At 42.8% G+C, this 17,247-nt stretch carries 10 protein-coding genes; 4 read left to right on the top strand and 6 right to left on the bottom strand.

Annotated features, from left to right (window positions below):
- Positions 1-12 precede the first annotated feature (12 nt).
- Entirely contained in the window at positions 13-6,708 is a 6,696-nt protein-coding gene (locus ACKPQ5_RS07660) for a hypothetical protein (protein WP_407678513.1), read from the top strand.
- A 35-nt stretch (positions 6,709-6,743) separates the two neighbouring features.
- Complete coding sequence (locus ACKPQ5_RS07655; protein ID WP_407678512.1) at positions 6,744-7,832, top strand: prenyltransferase/squalene oxidase repeat-containing protein; 1,089 nt, start codon at positions 6,744-6,746, stop codon at positions 7,830-7,832.
- A 4-nt stretch (positions 7,833-7,836) separates the two neighbouring features.
- Here the strand turns inward: ACKPQ5_RS07655 and ACKPQ5_RS07650 are convergent, their stop codons facing one another.
- The 6 genes from ACKPQ5_RS07650 to ACKPQ5_RS07625 all read right to left on the bottom strand — a co-directional run bounded on the left by ACKPQ5_RS07650 (position 7,837) and on the right by ACKPQ5_RS07625 (position 14,622).
- Complete coding sequence (locus tag ACKPQ5_RS07650) at positions 7,837-8,664, bottom strand: amidohydrolase family protein (RefSeq protein ID WP_407678511.1); 828 nt, start codon at positions 8,662-8,664, stop codon at positions 7,837-7,839.
- Entirely contained in the window at positions 8,661-9,713 is a 1,053-nt protein-coding gene (locus ACKPQ5_RS07645) for a protein DA1 (RefSeq protein ID WP_407678510.1), read from the bottom strand. Before ACKPQ5_RS07645 ends, ACKPQ5_RS07650 begins: the two co-directional genes overlap by 4 nt.
- A gap of 7 nt (positions 9,714-9,720) precedes the next feature.
- Positions 9,721-11,127, bottom strand: a complete 1,407-nt coding sequence (gene argH / locus ACKPQ5_RS07640) for an argininosuccinate lyase (protein WP_407678509.1) — start codon at positions 11,125-11,127, stop codon at positions 9,721-9,723.
- A 62-nt stretch (positions 11,128-11,189) separates the two neighbouring features.
- Positions 11,190-11,942 (bottom strand): succinate dehydrogenase/fumarate reductase iron-sulfur subunit, encoded by a 753-nt coding sequence (locus ACKPQ5_RS07635; RefSeq protein WP_407678508.1) that lies wholly within the window; start codon positions 11,940-11,942, stop codon positions 11,190-11,192.
- 9 nt (positions 11,943-11,951) lie between these two features.
- Positions 11,952-13,868, bottom strand: a complete 1,917-nt coding sequence (locus tag ACKPQ5_RS07630; RefSeq protein ID WP_407678507.1) for a fumarate reductase/succinate dehydrogenase flavoprotein subunit — start codon at positions 13,866-13,868, stop codon at positions 11,952-11,954.
- Positions 13,858-14,622: a succinate dehydrogenase cytochrome b subunit gene (locus ACKPQ5_RS07625; RefSeq protein ID WP_407678506.1), complete on the bottom strand. Its 765-nt coding sequence runs from the start codon at positions 14,620-14,622 to the stop codon at positions 13,858-13,860. Before ACKPQ5_RS07625 ends, ACKPQ5_RS07630 begins: the two co-directional genes overlap by 11 nt.
- A 218-nt stretch (positions 14,623-14,840) precedes the next feature.
- On the opposite strand from ACKPQ5_RS07625, the gene ACKPQ5_RS07620 reads away from it, so the two are divergent.
- Positions 14,841-16,469: a CTP synthase gene (locus ACKPQ5_RS07620; RefSeq protein ID WP_407678505.1), complete on the top strand. Its 1,629-nt coding sequence runs from the start codon at positions 14,841-14,843 to the stop codon at positions 16,467-16,469.
- A gap of 94 nt (positions 16,470-16,563) precedes the next feature.
- Positions 16,564-17,247, top strand: a 684-nt coding sequence (locus tag ACKPQ5_RS07615) for an amidohydrolase family protein (RefSeq protein WP_407678504.1), incomplete at its 3' end; no start/stop codon positions are given.

Genomic DNA, 17,247 nt, shown 5'->3' with positions numbered 1-17,247 from the left:
AGAATTAATCTCATGAATGTAAACACAGATCCCGTCATTCTTAAAAAATTAGAAGACTTTCGAGTCCGCCGCAGAAATTTAATTCTTCTTCGGGGAATTTGTACTGGATTTGTCACATTGATCCTTACTTTCACCACCATTGCACTGATTGATTTTTCCACTCAGGCACGAATGCCAGACGATCTCCGTACGGGTTTATCTATTTTGGGATATGCTTTTGTAATATGGGCAGTATGGAAAACTTCGGCCCGAATGCTCGTTCATTTACCAAGCCATCGGGAATTGGCACGTTTGCTTGAGCAAATTAAGCCCGAAATGAAACAGGATATTCTATCAGCTGTTGAACTCGGTTCACAGGGAGGTGAGATCAATGACTCATTGATCTTTCGTAAACTGGTTCAGGAAAAAGTATCTGGCCAGGTTCATGAATTGGATATTATCAGCCTCCTTCCATTTACGATGGTTAAAAGATGGATTCAAGCATCCCTCGTTCTACTTCTCTTTAGTTTTGGACTTTTTTCATACACAGACTTTGGTCCTAAGCTTCAAAGATTGATGGGGCGTGCATTACTTCCCGGAGCAAATATCGCCCCGGTTACCAATGTGGAGGTCACCCTCTTGATCCCTGATGAAAATACCACCATCACTCCTAAAAACGAACCTCTTCGTTTTCTGGCACTGGTAAATGGAAAGGAGGGAGACGAAACCTACGGGCAGGTCGAACTTCAGATCAAAGAAAAGAGAAAGGTAAAACGGGTTTCTATGTTCTCTCGCACCACAGAACGATTTGCATTGGATTATAATGTGGGGAGTAATCCTTTTGACTACCGGGTCTGGGTAGATAGTTCACCCCGAACTGCATGGCGAACCATGGAGGTTGCCTCGCGACCCTATATTATTGGGTTCACTAAAACCTATCATTTCCCCCAATATACCGAACTCCCACCCCAAGTTGTAGAAGAAGATAAAGGACATCTTTCTGCCTGGGAGGATACCCGTGTCGAATTAAAACTTCACTTGAGCCAAGCCGTTTCTTCGGGTTCCCTGTTTTTGGATTGGACAGGAAAGAAACCCGGAACTTTATCGCTTTCTCCCAGCGAGGGTGGAAGATCATTAGGAGGAACTATTATGCTCAAACAATCAGGTACCTACCGTGCACTTGATTTAATTGACCAAAAGATTGGATGGAAAGGAAAACCCTCACCACGCTACGAAATTAATGTAAAAGTGGATGTTGCGCCTTCTATATCCTGGTTGGCAAAGCAGAAAGATAATTTATTACTCGCTCCAGAAGATATCCTTAGCCTGGAAGGATGGGCAACGGATGATCTTGGTCTTAATCGTATAGAGTTTCATTATCGAAACAATCAAGGGAAGTGGAAAAAATTCTTACTTCCCGGTGATCGAAATGCCAAAGGGAAAAATAAATTTCCGATTAGTTTTGATATTGATCTACTCACTTTAAAACCAAAACCGGGAGACCAGGCGTTGATCAAATTAGTCGCATATGATCTCAAAGGCAGCATGTCAGAAACCGACCCGATTAACCTGTCCTTTGTCTCTCGAAATTTTGACCTTTCTCATATTAATATCTTAGAGCAAAAAAATCAGGTGATGGAAGCCTGGGAAGAAGTAGCGAATAAAAACCGGGCTTCAGCCAAGGAATTCCAACAGATCAGCAAAGGGAAAAATTATCAGGAAGGTATGCTTGAATCGGATTTAGAAAGCTTGGAGAAAATGAATGATGATCTCAAAGAATTGGAACACTTCGCTTATGGAAAAAATTTACAAGTTCTAACGACTATGCCCAGAGGAACCGATGCACAGGAAATTGCAATGCTATCACAATCAATGGGCAAACTCGCGAAGACCTCCAGGTCTCAAAATCAAATCATCATAGAGCAACTTGAAAACATACAAAACGATCCCAAGGAAATAAAAAAATGGATGAATAAGTTGGGACAAAATGTTCAAAAAAATGTGATCGGATTTAGTGGGAATTTACGAAATGTTGCCCGCAATTTACTAGACCAACATATTCTTACAGTGGCCACCTCCTATCTTGCACAACTCTCTAAACAACAAAAGGAACTCAGTAAAATGGCGAAAGAAGATCATTCATCCACTTTTTTAGTAAGAAGGCAGGAGATCGCACTTCACCAATGGGAAGCAATATCCAAGGTCTTTACTTACGAAAGGCGGGGTATTCCTCATGCCATTAAAAACTCCAGTCGTGAGCAAGGAAAGTTATTAGACACAATGGAAAATATTTCTGCTACTAAAAATGAATTTGCTCAACAGGTTGAAAAATGGAGCAGGATGGTTGAACAATTTTATAAAGAAACGGAAAGAAACCTTTCCAACCAAGTAAATCACAACTTTGCACAGGATCGAAAAAATTTATTTTTTAATTTAGGATACACATGGGGTAATCTTAAAAAACTTGCTACGGACTGGAAAACCCTGGAACAAAACGCGGAAATTGAAAAATTATTGAGCGATCAATTTAATCGAGAAATTTTATTAAATATTGATGCGCTAAGCATGCGCTCGGAAGTTGAACATTCAAGAAAAGATCCAAATTCCGGCTTTGTTAAAGATGCCGGTCAAGCCTCCAGGGCCCTCTTCGATCTTAAACAAAATTTGAACGACCCGTCAGTGGAAAAACCTGAACAGGTAGAAAACCTATCCGATATTTGCCTATTAATTTCAGATTCTTTTCGGGTGCTTGAGATGTATCAAATTGTTCTTCAATCAGCCAAACAGGCAGTGTATTTCACCAACTTGGAAAAAAGATCCATTCAGGGGACAAAAGCGACAGGAGAAAGAGCCAGGCAATGGGCGATGGCAGTATCCTTTTGGGAACCCACATCCAATTTTCTGAGAGAGGCAAATCTACCGAGAGAAGCGGTCGATATTCTGAGGTCGCTCAATACGAAATCATTTGTAAAAGAAATCTCAAAAGAAATGAAAAACCGAGTTAGTCGACCAGATAATCAATTCTCCGTAATGGATAAACAGGGGGAGGATATAATTGCAGAATTGGAAAAAGTTCTCCTTCTCTTAAAACCCGAGGCTACACAGGCGAGAAAAACAATAAATGAACTTGCACCCACCTTGGCCGAACTTGCCAGGGCATTATCAAAACAAACGCGAACCAGGCAAAAAGAAGCGGAAAAAATCAAGAATAAGAAGGAGCAGGAATTAGCAGAAAACAGGAAAGAATCGATTTCTTTACAAAATAAACAACAAGTCCTCAATCAGGATATAGACTCATTTACCATTGCCTTAAGACAGGAAGCTGGGGTTCAAAACTTAGTGGATACGGAAGGCAGGGAAATTGCACGGGATGCTGATGATGCAGCCGCACTCGTACAGACCAGAAAAAAATCAGTCCAAGAAAATCTGTCCGATGCCCTTCAGGCAAATACAATTGCGGATCAGAATGAAGCACTGGAATCAACCATCGAAACCCAACAGAAATTAGCGGAGACTCTCGATTTAATCGCAGACCATTTTGAAAAGGTTAATCGAAAGAAAGATACTTCCGAAACAAGAGAAGAACTAAGAAAAGTAGAAGAAGAACTTGGGATTAAAGAAGAAATTGAAAAACAATTTGCCCAGGCCGAAAAACTCGGCGAACTCGCAAAACTTCCCCCAGAAGCGCTACTTGCGGAACTTGAGAAGGAATTGAAAAAAAATCAACCGATGAAGGAAGAACTTTCTGATATATCAAAAGAAACCATTGAAGAAGCAATTGAAGATCTCGAGGAAGCAAAAAAAGAAGAAATGGAATTGGCTAAAAAACTTGAATCTAGTGATCCCGAACTGGCTAAGAAAAAGAACGAACTTGCTAAGAAACTCGAACAAATTGCAAAAGAATCCGAAAATCTAGCTAAAAATCAAGTGAAGCAAGCAGTGGAAAAAAGTGATGATCTACTACCTGATAATACTTTAGAAAAAATGAAACAGGCCAAAGAAAATGTAGAAGAAGTTGCGAAGCAAACAAAGGATACAGCAAAGCCTGCAAATACAGCACAAGCATTGAAAAACGATGCCAAGGAATTGGCTCATGCTCTAAACAAAGCTCAGGATGTTCTTAATGACGCCAGTGAGAAAATTAATAATCTCGCCAACCTGACTCCGGAGGATGCGAAAAAAAGAGCTGAACAGGCAAAAGTAAAACGAGATGAAGCCCTTGAAACACTGGCTGAAAAAAAGGAGGTTGAAAAGGAACTGAATCAAAAAGCGGATAGGGCCAGAAAAGAAGCGGCAGAAGCAAAAGCGGTTGTCGAAAAAGCACAACAAGAAGAAGCATTTAAAAAGAAAAATGCCCAGAAAACTGCCCAGGATGCTTCCCTCCAACCTGAAAATCAAGTGGCTCAAAAAGAGGCTAAAGAAGCTATTCTTCAAGCACAAAAAGCCGAAGATGATAAACAGAAAAAAGAAGAACTGGCTAAGAAGGCAATGGAACAAGCCGAACAGATTAATGAAGAATTAGCGTTGGCAAACCAGGAAACGGAAGCTCAAAAAGAGGAGACTGAACAAAGACGGGATCTTGCAAATTTAACCGAAAAACAAGCCAAGGAATTCGAAAATCCGGACACGCAAAAAAAAGCACAATCCAATGCCAAACAGGCAGCTCAAAAAAATGAGGAAGCTAAGGATAAAGCCAAAGAATTAGAAAAACAAGCCCTCGAGGTAGCAAAGCAATTGGAAGAATTAGATAAAGCAAGTAAACCTGCACAGGAAGAAATGGTAAAGGGACTGGAACAGCAGAAAGAGATTGCCGAACAAGTTTTTGAAGCTGCGGATGAATTAGCCCGGACCGCAAGGCATGAGGAAAGAATGGATAATGAACAGGTTGCTAAGGAAATCGCGGATGTGGCCAAAAATTCTCTTGAGGTAGCCCAAGAAGCAATTCCAAAAACAGCACAGGCTTTACAAAATGAAGCTCTTTCAAATGAACTCAAAGATCTTGCCACGGAAGCAAACGAGTTAGCATCCAAGACAGATGATAGAAAACTGAGTGATCCACTAAAGCAGGCAGCGGAAGAAACTTTAACATCACTTGATGGGAATCAAGGACTTGATCAAATCAAGGATGCAGCCAAAGAATTTGCACAGCAGGCACAACAGGCCGCGGAAGAATTTGCACAAGCAGAAGAGAAAACGGCTCAATCTAATGAAGAAATGAAGAAGAAATCTGAAAAAAAAGAGGAACAGGCCAAAGCCGCAAATCAATTGGCACAGGATGCAAACAAAGAAGCAAAATCACTGAAAAAAGAGGCTCAAGATTTGGCGAGTCTTGCCAAGGAAGCACAGGGAGAATCAGAAAATGCCGCGGCGAAGAGTAGCCAGGAACCAAATAATCCTGAGACCACGGAAGCCTCTAAGCTTGCTCAGGATGCTGCGAAAGCCGCTCAAAAAAATGCAGATAAAGCGAGTGCTCAAGCACTTGAGGCTATGAAAACACAACAGAGTCTTGCCAAGAAAGCCGAGCAGTCCAGCCAAGAGGCAAAGGACGCAAAGAATAGAGCGAACGAAACCAAAAAAATGGCTAAAAGAATTTCCCAACAAGCCCAGGAAGCGGAAGAACTCGCTGACTCCGCACAAGAATTCTATGAGAATTTACCCGACAGTCCGGTTTTTTCTGACTTAGTTCAGGATAATGACCCCCTACCCTCGCCAAGCGAGGCGTTGGCTAATACTACGGATCAACTCGATGAACAAATCGATTCGCTGTCACGTTTAAATTCGGAAGAAGCCGAAAATTCACAAACAAATACCCAAGCAGACATACCATCAATGGAATCTGAACTTGCTTCTAATAATGACACGCAGGCTAGCCCCTCAGCTACTCAACCAACGACTAACAAGAATAGTGAGGATACTGCGACTACCCTTCCCACGAGCTTCCCTGATGGATCAGCAAGCCAAAATGAACCTTCGGATGTTGCCTTGGATTCTCCCGAAAGAGGGGAACTTGCATCTACTAATGAAGTAACCCCCTCCCCCAATCAACCAACAGGAGATGAGAATCCTAGTGTGAGTGCGACTACGCCTACAACAAGTCCCCCCGATGGCTCTCCAAGCCAAAATGAATCTTCGGATATTGCCTTAGATTCTCCTGAAGTAGCGCAGGCTCTGGCTCAAACCTTGGACTTTTTAGATCAGGCCTTAAATCCGTCAAGTAATCCATTTACCACTGAGGGACTTAATGGTAAAGAGGATCAAGCAGGCGAACAGAATACACCCGCTGAAATAGCAGGTAACGAAAATACCGAACCTGGAGAAGCGGGTAAACCTAAACCAGGGCACGGACACGGGGCTGGCGGTCACTACTCGGGTAATGGAGCACTTACCAATGCAAGCGCACAGGCGATGATTGCCGCTGCGAGAGCATTAGCAGAAGCTTCGCAAACCCAGTCACAGGCAATGGCTCAGGCTCGATCTCCCATACAAAACACTTTTAATGGAACCAATTCATTAGAGTCCAATGATCAATCCTATAGGGAAGAACCGGAGCTGACTTTTCAGGAAATCCCAGAATTGGATAAAGAAGAGTTTGAAGAATGGGGAAAACTGCCTCCAAAACTGGCAAAAGATTTAATGGAGTCCCGGAGGGAAAATGTATCAGGTGATTATCGCAATCGAGTGGAAGCGTATTTTCGGGCAATGGCAAGTAAGGCACGAAAAATTAAATGATGATGATCAAAAAGAAACTTTTTTTTATTCATAAAATGCAAACCGTATTTTATTTTCTTCTTTCTATTTGCTGCATACCCCTGACATATTCGGAGGATTCGGAGCAGGATGACAGTACGGTTTGGGAAAACCCTTTTAAAAAAGATAAAGTGGATCGGGCGATTGAAAAAGGAATCCAGTTCCTTTTAAAAAAACAACAGGATGATGGATCTATAAATGATAAAGGGAAAAAAACGGCTATGACCGCTCTCTCGCTTATGTCCATGGCTTCAGTGGGACATCAACCGATACACCCAAATGAATTTGGAAGGGCCATGCAAAATGCCCTCGATTTTATTTTACTGGATGAAAATCAGGATGACCGGGGATATTTTGGAAGCAAAGATGGAGGTAGGATGTACGGCCATGGTATCGTAACCCTCATGCTTTCAGAAATGCTCGGGATGGGCATGAATAAAGAAACCGACAAAAAGATTCGTGATCAATGCCAGGAAGCAATTAATTTAATCTTAAAAGCCCAGAAGGTAAAAAAGAATCCGGCACAACAAGGAGGTTGGAGGTACAGTCCCGATGCGAGGGATGCTGACCTGTCCGTTTCTGTTTGGCAACTGATGGCTTTACGCTCTGCAAAAAACTCGGGTCTTGATGTACCCTCTTCTGCAATCTCCAATGCGGTTTCTTACCTTGAACGTTCGTATAAATCGAAATTGCTCAGCAATGGTGATCCTGCAGAAAAAAAATCCGGGTTCGCCTATCAGCCCGGTGGTGCAGCCGAGTACACTACTTCTGCCGCGGGTCTTCTTGCGATGCAAGTTTGTGGGGAATATGAATCTCCTTTTGTTCATGGTGCCGCTAATTGGTTACTTGATCATAAACCTGAAAAAAGCAGAAAGTTTTTCTTTTATGGTACTTATTACTACGCACAGGGTATGTACCAGCGTGGAGGAGATCATGCCCATAAGGCGAGAGAACTGGTGGAAAATATTCTCTTGGAATTACAACGGGAGAATGGATCATGGATTGGAAGTGGCTCGGAAGCCGGTGCCGGTGAAGTTTATTCGACCACGCTCGCCATTCTTGCTTTAGCAGTTAAATACCACTACTTACCCATTTACCAGAGGTAATGGTTTACAATTTGTAAAACTCGACCGCATTTGTCCCTTCAATCTTAATCTGCTCATCCGTGGATAAAGTTGAAATAAAATTACGGCAAACCTCCACCCAGTTTTCATACTCGACCGCTAGACGTGCAACCGGCCAATCCGAACCAAACATCATTCTATCCGGCCCAAAACAGTCCAAGGCCGTTTCCATATAAGGCTGCAGATCAGTTAACGACCAGTTCTTCCAATTCGCTTCAGTCGCCATTCCAGATAATTTACAATACACATTTTCTCGTTTGGAAAGATCTTTCATCTGGGCTGACCAAGGCTCGAATAAAGCATCTTTAATTCTTGGTTTTGCCACATGGTCTAAAACAAAAACTAAATCGGGATGCTGGTCCACAAATTCGATCGATGCAGCAAGCTGTCTTTCAAAAATTAGAATGTCATAAACTAAGTTGAATTCCTTTAATAACGAGACACCCCGGTTAAAATCTGAACCCAGAATAAATCGATCGTCCGGCTCGTCCTGTACCACATGCCTTACCCCTTTGAGCCATCGATTAGAGGCATATTGTTCCAAAACAGAATCCACATTGGAATCGGCAAGGGGGAACCATCCCACCACACCCTTAATGAAGTCATGATCTTCGGCATAAGATAAAAGTTGGTCCGTCTCTTTTAATGATTGAGACGCCTGGACCGACACCACGCCCTCAATCCCCACATTTTTGATTTGTTTAAATAAATCTTCCGGTCCGTAGTTTTGCTTGAGAATTCCCATTTGCTCGTTCATCCAGGAATATTCTACCGGATCGTATTGCCAAAAGTGATGGTGTGAATCTATTTTCATTTTAGTTGGGGTGGTTTCGATTTTCTTTTCATTTCCAAAAGTACTTGATTCCAGTTTTTTTGGGCTAAATTGGCCTTCATCTTTCGATAACCGACTCCGTATGCAAGGCTGGTATTATTTTGTAAATTCTCTAATAAGACCGATGCCAACTTACTCTTCTCTTTTTCCAAAACAGCGGAAGAAACTAAATTACAAAACCCTTCCACCACGGGAGGACTTGATTCAATAAACCTTTCATTTAACCACACATGGGCAAACTCATGAGCTAAGACAGATTCACATTCGATGTATGGTAATCCGTATAAAATATAAATCCGATGGTCAAAAGTTGTGCCCGGATTATGTCCACCCCTGACAATTTTATATTTCGTTAAGGTCAAGCCTCTTAAATTTCCACGGGCATTAATTTTAAGTGCTTCTTGATTAAGAAGACCACGATCCACCAGGCGAATAGATAGATTACCTACTGGTTTTGAAATTCCAATTCTAGTCAGGGTCTTCCATACCCTGTTTTCCACTTCTTTTAAAATGGCACCTTCAAAAACTCCATCTTTTAAACATGTTATACAGCTCATTCTACCATCGGCAAAAAACTGCTTCGGGTTCGCATCGCGTTTTACAAAAATTCGGGAACATGTACCACATAGCCCAGTAGATTGAAAATGCTTCACATGCACCATTCCCTTCCATGAATCTCGTCGAAATTGATCGCCTCCCTTAAACCCAGAACGACAAACCATACATCGAAAACAACTGGTATGATATTTTACTCCACCTGCATCAATAGTACGAGTACCCAAGCTCTTTGAACAGATTGGACAACGAGTTACTTTCTTCCAGTTTCGCACATACTCTTGATCCGATTGGATAAAGCGAGAAAGTGAAAAATGGTACTCTCTTCCTTTTATTGATAATCCGATACGATCTCCCAACACTTCAAAGAGTTCACCGTCTGACTTACTTCCTGCTTTTGTTGTCCAAGTTCTCCCCCATGAAAAAATGGCGTACAATAAGAAAAAGAAGTAAAAACTGGCTCTCAAAAAGCCCATTTAAGGTCTAAGAGGAAAGTAATTTTTCCCAATGTTTAATTCGGTTCTTAATCTCAGAGGGGCCAGGCATACCCGGTCTTTCTCTTTTTGCGAATGCACGCTCTAAATTAAATACCTCTCTCCAATTGTCACCCAATTCCGGACAGACCTGAATTGCCTCATCTTGTTCCAATGCGGGTAGCGCAATATTTTTCCTTTCCGATAATGCCACTAATTCTCCGATATAATGATGGGCGGATCGAAAAGGGACTCCACGCTCTACCAGATAATCAGCAAGATCTGTGGCCAAAAGAAGTGGGTCAGAGGCTGCCTCTCGACATCTCTCTTCATTAAAGGTTGAAGACGATAAACACCCAGATACAACAGCAAGGCACATACTCAATTGATCAAATGAGTCAAAGACTGGAGGTTTATCTTCCTGCAAATCTCGGTTGTAAGTCAATGGAAGGCCTTTTATGGCGACGCATAAATTTTGAAGATTACCAACAATCCGGCCGGTTTTTCCGCGAATTAATTCAAAAGAATCAGGATTTTTCTTTTGGGGCATTAGAGAAGACCCTGTGGTAAAGGAATCAGGTAATTGAATAAATCCGAATTCGGAAGAATTCCACAATATTATATCCTCCGACAAACGGGAAAGATGTAAGGAGCAATTGACACAGGCCATTGCAAACTCAAGAAAGATATCTCGATCCGCCACCGCATCCATTCCGTTTGCCGTAATCATTGGTTCTCCCGATTGATCGACAAAACCTAACACCTTCGCAGTAAATGCACGATCAAGTGGTAGCGTGGAACCGGCTATTGCACCCGAACCAAGGGGACAAACATTAGCATGGTTAAGCACCAGAGAAAACCGCTCATGATCGCGGCCAAGCGCTTCCATGTGTGCGAGTAAATGATGCCCCACAGTAACCGGTTGAGCACGCTGTAAATGAGTGTAACCAGGAATCGGCAAGAGTGCGTATTGTTTTGCAAGTCCGAGGATAGCAGACATTGCCATTTCAAGCTTACCGCTCAATTGCATGCAAGCATCTTTAAAAAATAAACGCATGTCAGTAGCGACTTGATCATTTCTACTTCTTCCCGTGTGTAACTTGGATGCTGCAGATGTTTTTTCAAGAAGTGCATGTTCCAAATTCATATGAACATCTTCCAGTTCAATTTTCCATAAGAATGCCGGTGATTTTATTTCTTCTCTTAATTCTTCAATTCCAGCTTTGATTTCCTGAAATTCAGTTTCGGTTAACAGTCCCACATGAGCAAGCATCGATGCATGGCCCAAGCTGCCTTGGAGGTCATAGGGGGCCAATCTCTTATCAAAAGAAACGGATTCACCAAATACTTGCATAAGGAGATCGGGCTGTTCCGAAAATCGACCGCCCCAAGTTGCTTGTTTATCATCTATTGACATAAGTTGGAATCTTCCAAACGAAAGGAATCCCCGCAACCTTAATCAATCAAATGGATCGAGGTTTAAGAAAATATTTCCTTAATCTTGGCTTTCGCGTGATCACGGTTCAACTTGGCTATATAATCCAAGGAGATATCCTTGGGACAGGCAGCCGAACATTCGCCGTAATTTCTACAATTCCCAAAGCCAGAATCGTCCATCGTGCTAACCATGTTAAGAACACGAGCATCTTTTTCTGCCTGTCCTTGCGGAAGCAGATTAAGATGAGCTGCCTTGGCTGAAGTAAACAACATAGCAGATGCATTCTTACAGGATGCCACACAGGCTCCGCAACCAATACAAGCAGCCGCATCCATTGCCTTGTCTGCATCCACTTTGGAGATGGGAATCGAATTTCCATCGGGTGCACTTCCGGTACGAACAGAAATAAATCCCCCCGATTGAATAATTCGATCGAAGGCAGACCGATCTACTATCAAATCGCGAACTACAGGAAATGCTTTTGCTCGAAAAGGCTCAATGGTTACGGTCTCTCCATCATTAAACTTTCGCATGTGGAGCTGACAGGTAGTGGTTGAATTCTCAGGTCCATGGGCATAGCCGTTTATAGTGAGCGAACAAGTACCACAGATCCCCTCCCTACAGTCATGATCAAATGCAATTGGTTCATTTCCCTGTTTGAGGAGCTGTTCATTCAATTGATCTAGCATTTCCAAGAAAGAAGAATCTTCAGAAACATCGTCCAAAACATGAGATTCAAAAGACCCATTTTCAGTGGGTCCGGTTTGTCTCCAAATTTTTAAGGTAAGTTTCATAATATTGTTCTACTTGTAACTACGAACGGCAAGTTTGACATTTTCGTACTGCAATTCTTCTTTGTGGCGAACCGGAGTTTTCCCTTCGCCTTTATACTCCCACACTGCAGCGTGTGCAAAATTTTCGTCATCTCTTGTCGCCTCTCCTTCTTTTGTTTGGTATTCTTCTCGAAAGTGTCCTCCACAGGACTCATTTCGCTCCAATGCATCGCGACAAAGCAACTCTCCGAAGTCAATAAAGTCTCGAACCCGCCCTGCCCTTTCCAGTTCGACATTTAATCGATCACCAGTGCCTGGTACCAATAAGTTCTTTTGGAAGTGATCCCTCAAATCTTGGATTTCTCCAATTGCTTTTTGCAGACCGGTCGCATTACGGGCCATACCCGCGTATTCCCACATTATTTGTCCAAGTTCTTTGTGGTAGGAACGAGCCGATTTTTTCCCAGAAATCGAAAGCAGTTGACTGGTGCGTTCTTTTACAGACTCCAACACTTCTTTGACTTCCGGTCCATCCGGGCTGATTGTACCGGCACCCGTACTGGCAAGATAATTGCCCACTGTATAAGGGATAACGAAATAACCGTCGCTCAAGCCCTGCATGAGAGCACTTGCACCCAATCGGTTAGCTCCGTGATCAGAAAAATTTGCTTCTCCCAAAACGAAACATCCGGGTACCGAACTTTGCAGATTATAATCCACCCACAGTCCCCCCATGGTGTAGTGAATTGCTGGATAAATCCTCATTGGGCGTTTGTAAGCATTTTCTCCTGTTATCCGTTCATACATTTGAAAAAGATTTCCATATCTTTCTCGAATAGCCGACTCTCCAAGTCGGGAAATTGAGTCAGCAAAGTCGAGGTAAACTCCACGACCACCCGGACCCACACCACGACTTTCGTCGCAAGCTTCTTTTGCAGATCTGCTTGAAATATCGCGTGGAGCAAGATTTCCAAAACTGGGATATTTCCTCTCGAGGAAATAATCTCTTAATTCTTCGGCAATATCATTGGGGTTTTTATCGCAATTCTTTCCGTCTAATGGAACCCATACCCGACCATCATTACGAAGGGACTCAGACATCAGCGTTAACTTGGACTGATGGTCTCCAGCAACGGGGATACAGGTGGGGTGAATCTGAGTAAAGCAGGGGTTCGCAAATCCGGCACCACGTCGGTGAGCACGATAGGTTGCAGTTACATTACAACCTGCAGCGTTTGTAGATAAATAATATACATTACCATACCCTCCCGTACAGATAAGGACCGCATCTGCAGTCCATGCATCGGTTGAACCGGTTACCAAGTTACGGGTGATTATTCCTTTGGCATGCCCGTCAACCTTTACCAAATCAAGCATTTCATGTCGGGTATGCATTTGAACCTGACCAGAAGCAATTTGGCGACTTAACGCACTGTAAGCACCCAGGAGCAATTGTTGACCGGTTTGCCCTCTAGCATAAAATGTCCGGCTCACTTGCGCCCCCCCAAAAGAGCGGTTCGCCAAAAGTCCGCCATATTCACGGGCAAAAGGAACTCCTTGGGCAACACATTGATCAATAATATTAGTGCTATTTTGTGCTAGGCGATAAACATTGGCTTCCCGGGAACGAAAATCGCCCCCTTTCACAGTGTCATAAAAAAGTCGATGGATACTGTCCCCATCATTTTGATAATTTTTGGCTGCATTAATTCCGCCTTGTGCAGCAATCGAATGGGCTCTGCGTGGGGTATCTTGGTAACAAAAGCAATCAACCTGATAGCCAAGTTCTCCGAGAGTGGCGGCAGCCGCACCTCCGGCAAGACCTGACCCGACCACGATGATACGATATTTCCTTTTGTTAGCCGGGTTGACCAGCTTGGAGGAAAAACGATGGTTATCCCACTTATCCGCTATGGGACCATCTGGAATTTGAGGATCAAGATTCATTGTTCAATAGGTTCGAGGTGTTGATTTTTTCAGAAGCTTCAGATGCAAAAAAGGAGGGATCATAAAATTCATATAATCCGTGCTTTTGTGCCAATACGCTTAAGGGAATGATAGAAAATCCGGCAAATATGAGCCAGGCATATCCGGACGCGATTAAATCGAGCTTTCCTTGCCAGGCTTCGGATCGCAATCCAATCGATTGAAAGACACTTGAAAATCCATGAGCCAGGTGCCTGCAAAGAAGAAACATCGCCACCACATAAAAGATTGAAATGATGTCATGCTTAAATCCCGCTAAAATCATAGAAAATGCATCGTGGATTTCAACATCTCCCGTCGAACCAACCGTGGTGGTCATCTCGGCGTATTCCGGATAGATAGTTCGAATAGTAAAATGAAGGAGGTGAAAGACAATAAATGCGAGTAATATTGATCCCGTCAGTCCCATTTTTAATGATGTCCACCCCGCTCTCTTCGTTACCTCCACTTCGTTTTTATCTGGTCGGGCTTTTCGATTCTCAATAATCAAGGAATATGCTGTCCAGGCATGGATGACGACCGAAGCCAGCAAAAACAAACGAGAACCCCAAAGAATAAACCAAGGTAGTGATTGAAGAGAGTGTGCATAAGCGTTGATCTGTGCTTGTCCGGCAAGGACTTGAAGATTACCTGCCATATGCACAAAAACAAAGCCAATGAGAACCAAGCCGGTCAAAGCCATGAGATACTTTTTTCCAAGGGACGAACTGAACATAATAAATATTTATTCTAAATTGATGAGAGGACAAACATTTGACGAGTGCAAATATTGTATTTTGACTAGATATGCATTTTTAATTAGAAGTAATATTAGAAATTCCGCAAGTATGTTTACATTTTTTTAATCCTTGGTAATAAAACAACAACTTTATAAAAACTTTGTTGCCAGAAATTAAGACAGGGTTTCTTCTCATATAGAATGACAAAAAATCAATGAAATATATATTCATTACAGGAGGAGTGGTTTCATCCTTGGGAAAAGGCTTAACCGCTGCTTCTTTGGGTGCACTTTTAGAGCAAAGAGGATTAACCACCAGGATTCAAAAATTTGATCCTTACTTAAATGTAGATCCTGGAACGATGAGCCCATTCCAACACGGCGAAGTCTATGTGCTCGATGATGGTGCTGAAACTGACTTGGATCTGGGGCATTACGAACGATTTACATCAGGCAAGCTTTCAAGATTCAATAATTTAACCAGCGGCCAAATTTATGAGTCTGTTATAAAAAAGGAAAGGCGGGGTGATTACTTGGGAAAGACGGTTCAGGTCATTCCCCATGTCACCAACGAAATCAAAGATCGAATTTATGCTGCAGGAGAGGGAGTTAATGTTTTAATTACCGAAATCGGGGGAACTATCGGCGATATCGAAGGACTTCCATTTACCGAGGCGATGAGGCAGTTTGCATCCGAGGTAGGCAAGGCAAATGTACTATTCCTGCACATGACTCTTCTTCCCTCCCTACGGGCAGCGGGAGAACTCAAAACTAAACCCACTCAACAGAGTGTGGCAAAACTACGAGAAATTGGAATTCAGCCCGATATTTTGGTATGCCGGACCGAACAGCCAATTACCGAAGAGATCCGAGAGAAGATAAGTTTATTCTGCAGTGTTAAAAAGGAAGCGGTAATTGAAGAACAGGATGTGAATCATTCTATTTACGAACTTCCCCATATGCTCAAGAAGGAGGGTCTCGATGAATTAGTTATCTCGATCCTTGGACTCGATGCACCGGCACCCAAGCAGGATGACTGGGAAGAAGTGGTTCACCGCCTACTCAATCCGAAGCATAAAATTAAGATTGGCATGGTGGGGAAGTATCTTGATTTACAAGACTCGTACCTTTCAGTGAATGAATCGATTGTACATGGGGGAATTCGAAACGATTGTGAGGTTGAAGTTTCCTATATTGATGCAGAGGATATCGAAACAAAGGGTGCCGAGGAATTATTATCCAATTTGGACGGCATTCTTGTCCCCGGGGGTTTTGGCGATCGCGGAACGGAAGGTAAAATAATTGCTTCCCGATTTGCCCGAGAAAATAATATCCCATATTTTGGTCTTTGCCTGGGGATGCAGATCGCGGTAATTGACTTTGCACGAAACCAACTCGGCCTCACAGATGCCAACAGCACGGAATTTAATCCTAACACTCCCCACCCTGTAATTGATATCATGGGGGAGCAAAAAGAAATTAAAGACAAGGGTGCAACGATGAGATTAGGTGCTTGGCCTTGCGTACTTGAAAAGGGAAGTCTGGCTTACAATGCCTATGAAAAGGAAAGTATTTCCGAAAGGCATCGTCACCGTTATGAATTTAACAATCAATACCGGGAACAACTTGAAGAAGCGGGACTCATAATATCTGGTACCAATCCAGATCGTGGTCTGGTGGAAATTATTGAAGTAAAAAATCATCCATGGTTTGTCGCCGTGCAATTCCACCCGGAATTCCAGTCCAAACCCAACCAAGCTCACCCACTTTTTGCCTCTTTTGTAGAGGCAGCACTGGTACAAAAGCTTGAATCATGTAATCAACAATCTGGATCTTCAAAATAGATTCTTTTGATACTGTCCAATCAGGGCAAAAATTGAGATGGTAATACCGATCCGATCGAATTAGAAATTTGGATATGCTTGGAACCATTTGCAAATGATTGATGCCCATACCCATCGGTACCCACCCGAGGTTTATTTAAATCCTCAAAAATTTGCTCTGAAGCAGGGAGAAAGTCATTGGCTAGAATTAATCGCACCCACCAATGGAAGTGACTTGCAGGGTTGGTCATCGAGGGAAGCAATGATTGCAGATATGGACAGAGCTTCAGTCCATAAAGCAGTTCTTCTGGGATGGTACTGGCAGAATCCCGAGACATGCATTCTTCACAATGAGTGGCATGCCGAGTGGATCAAAGAAGACCCTGAAAGGTTTTACGCATTTGCAACTATTCACCCATCTCTACGAAATCCCATCGATGAATTGAAGAAAAGGCAGGAGCAGGGATTTGTGGGAATGGGAGAGATTCATCTCGGGGTTCAAGGATTTTCGATGCAAGACCCAGCTTGGATAGAGTGTATTAAATTTGCCACTGAGCAGAGTTGGCCTGTTAATTTTCATGTTACTGAACCAGTCGGACATGAACATCCCGGCCGGGTTCCCACACCATTAGAAGATTTCCTCTGGCTGGCTCGTGAATTTCCGGAGCTGAAAATCATCCTAGCCCATGCCGGTGGATTGTTTCCTTTTTATGAACTTAATCCAAAAGTTCGAAACGAACTTCGTAATGTTTATTATGATTTGGCTGCCTGTCCACTTCTCTACGAATCCTCAATCTAT

The sequence above is a fragment of the Candidatus Seribacter sulfatis genome, from assembly GCF_964187635.1.
GTDB lineage: Bacteria > Verrucomicrobiota > Verrucomicrobiia > Opitutales > Seribacteraceae > Seribacter > Seribacter sulfatis.
Note: the sequence above shows the minus strand (reverse complement) of the source record. Positions and strands in the feature narration are given on the sequence as shown.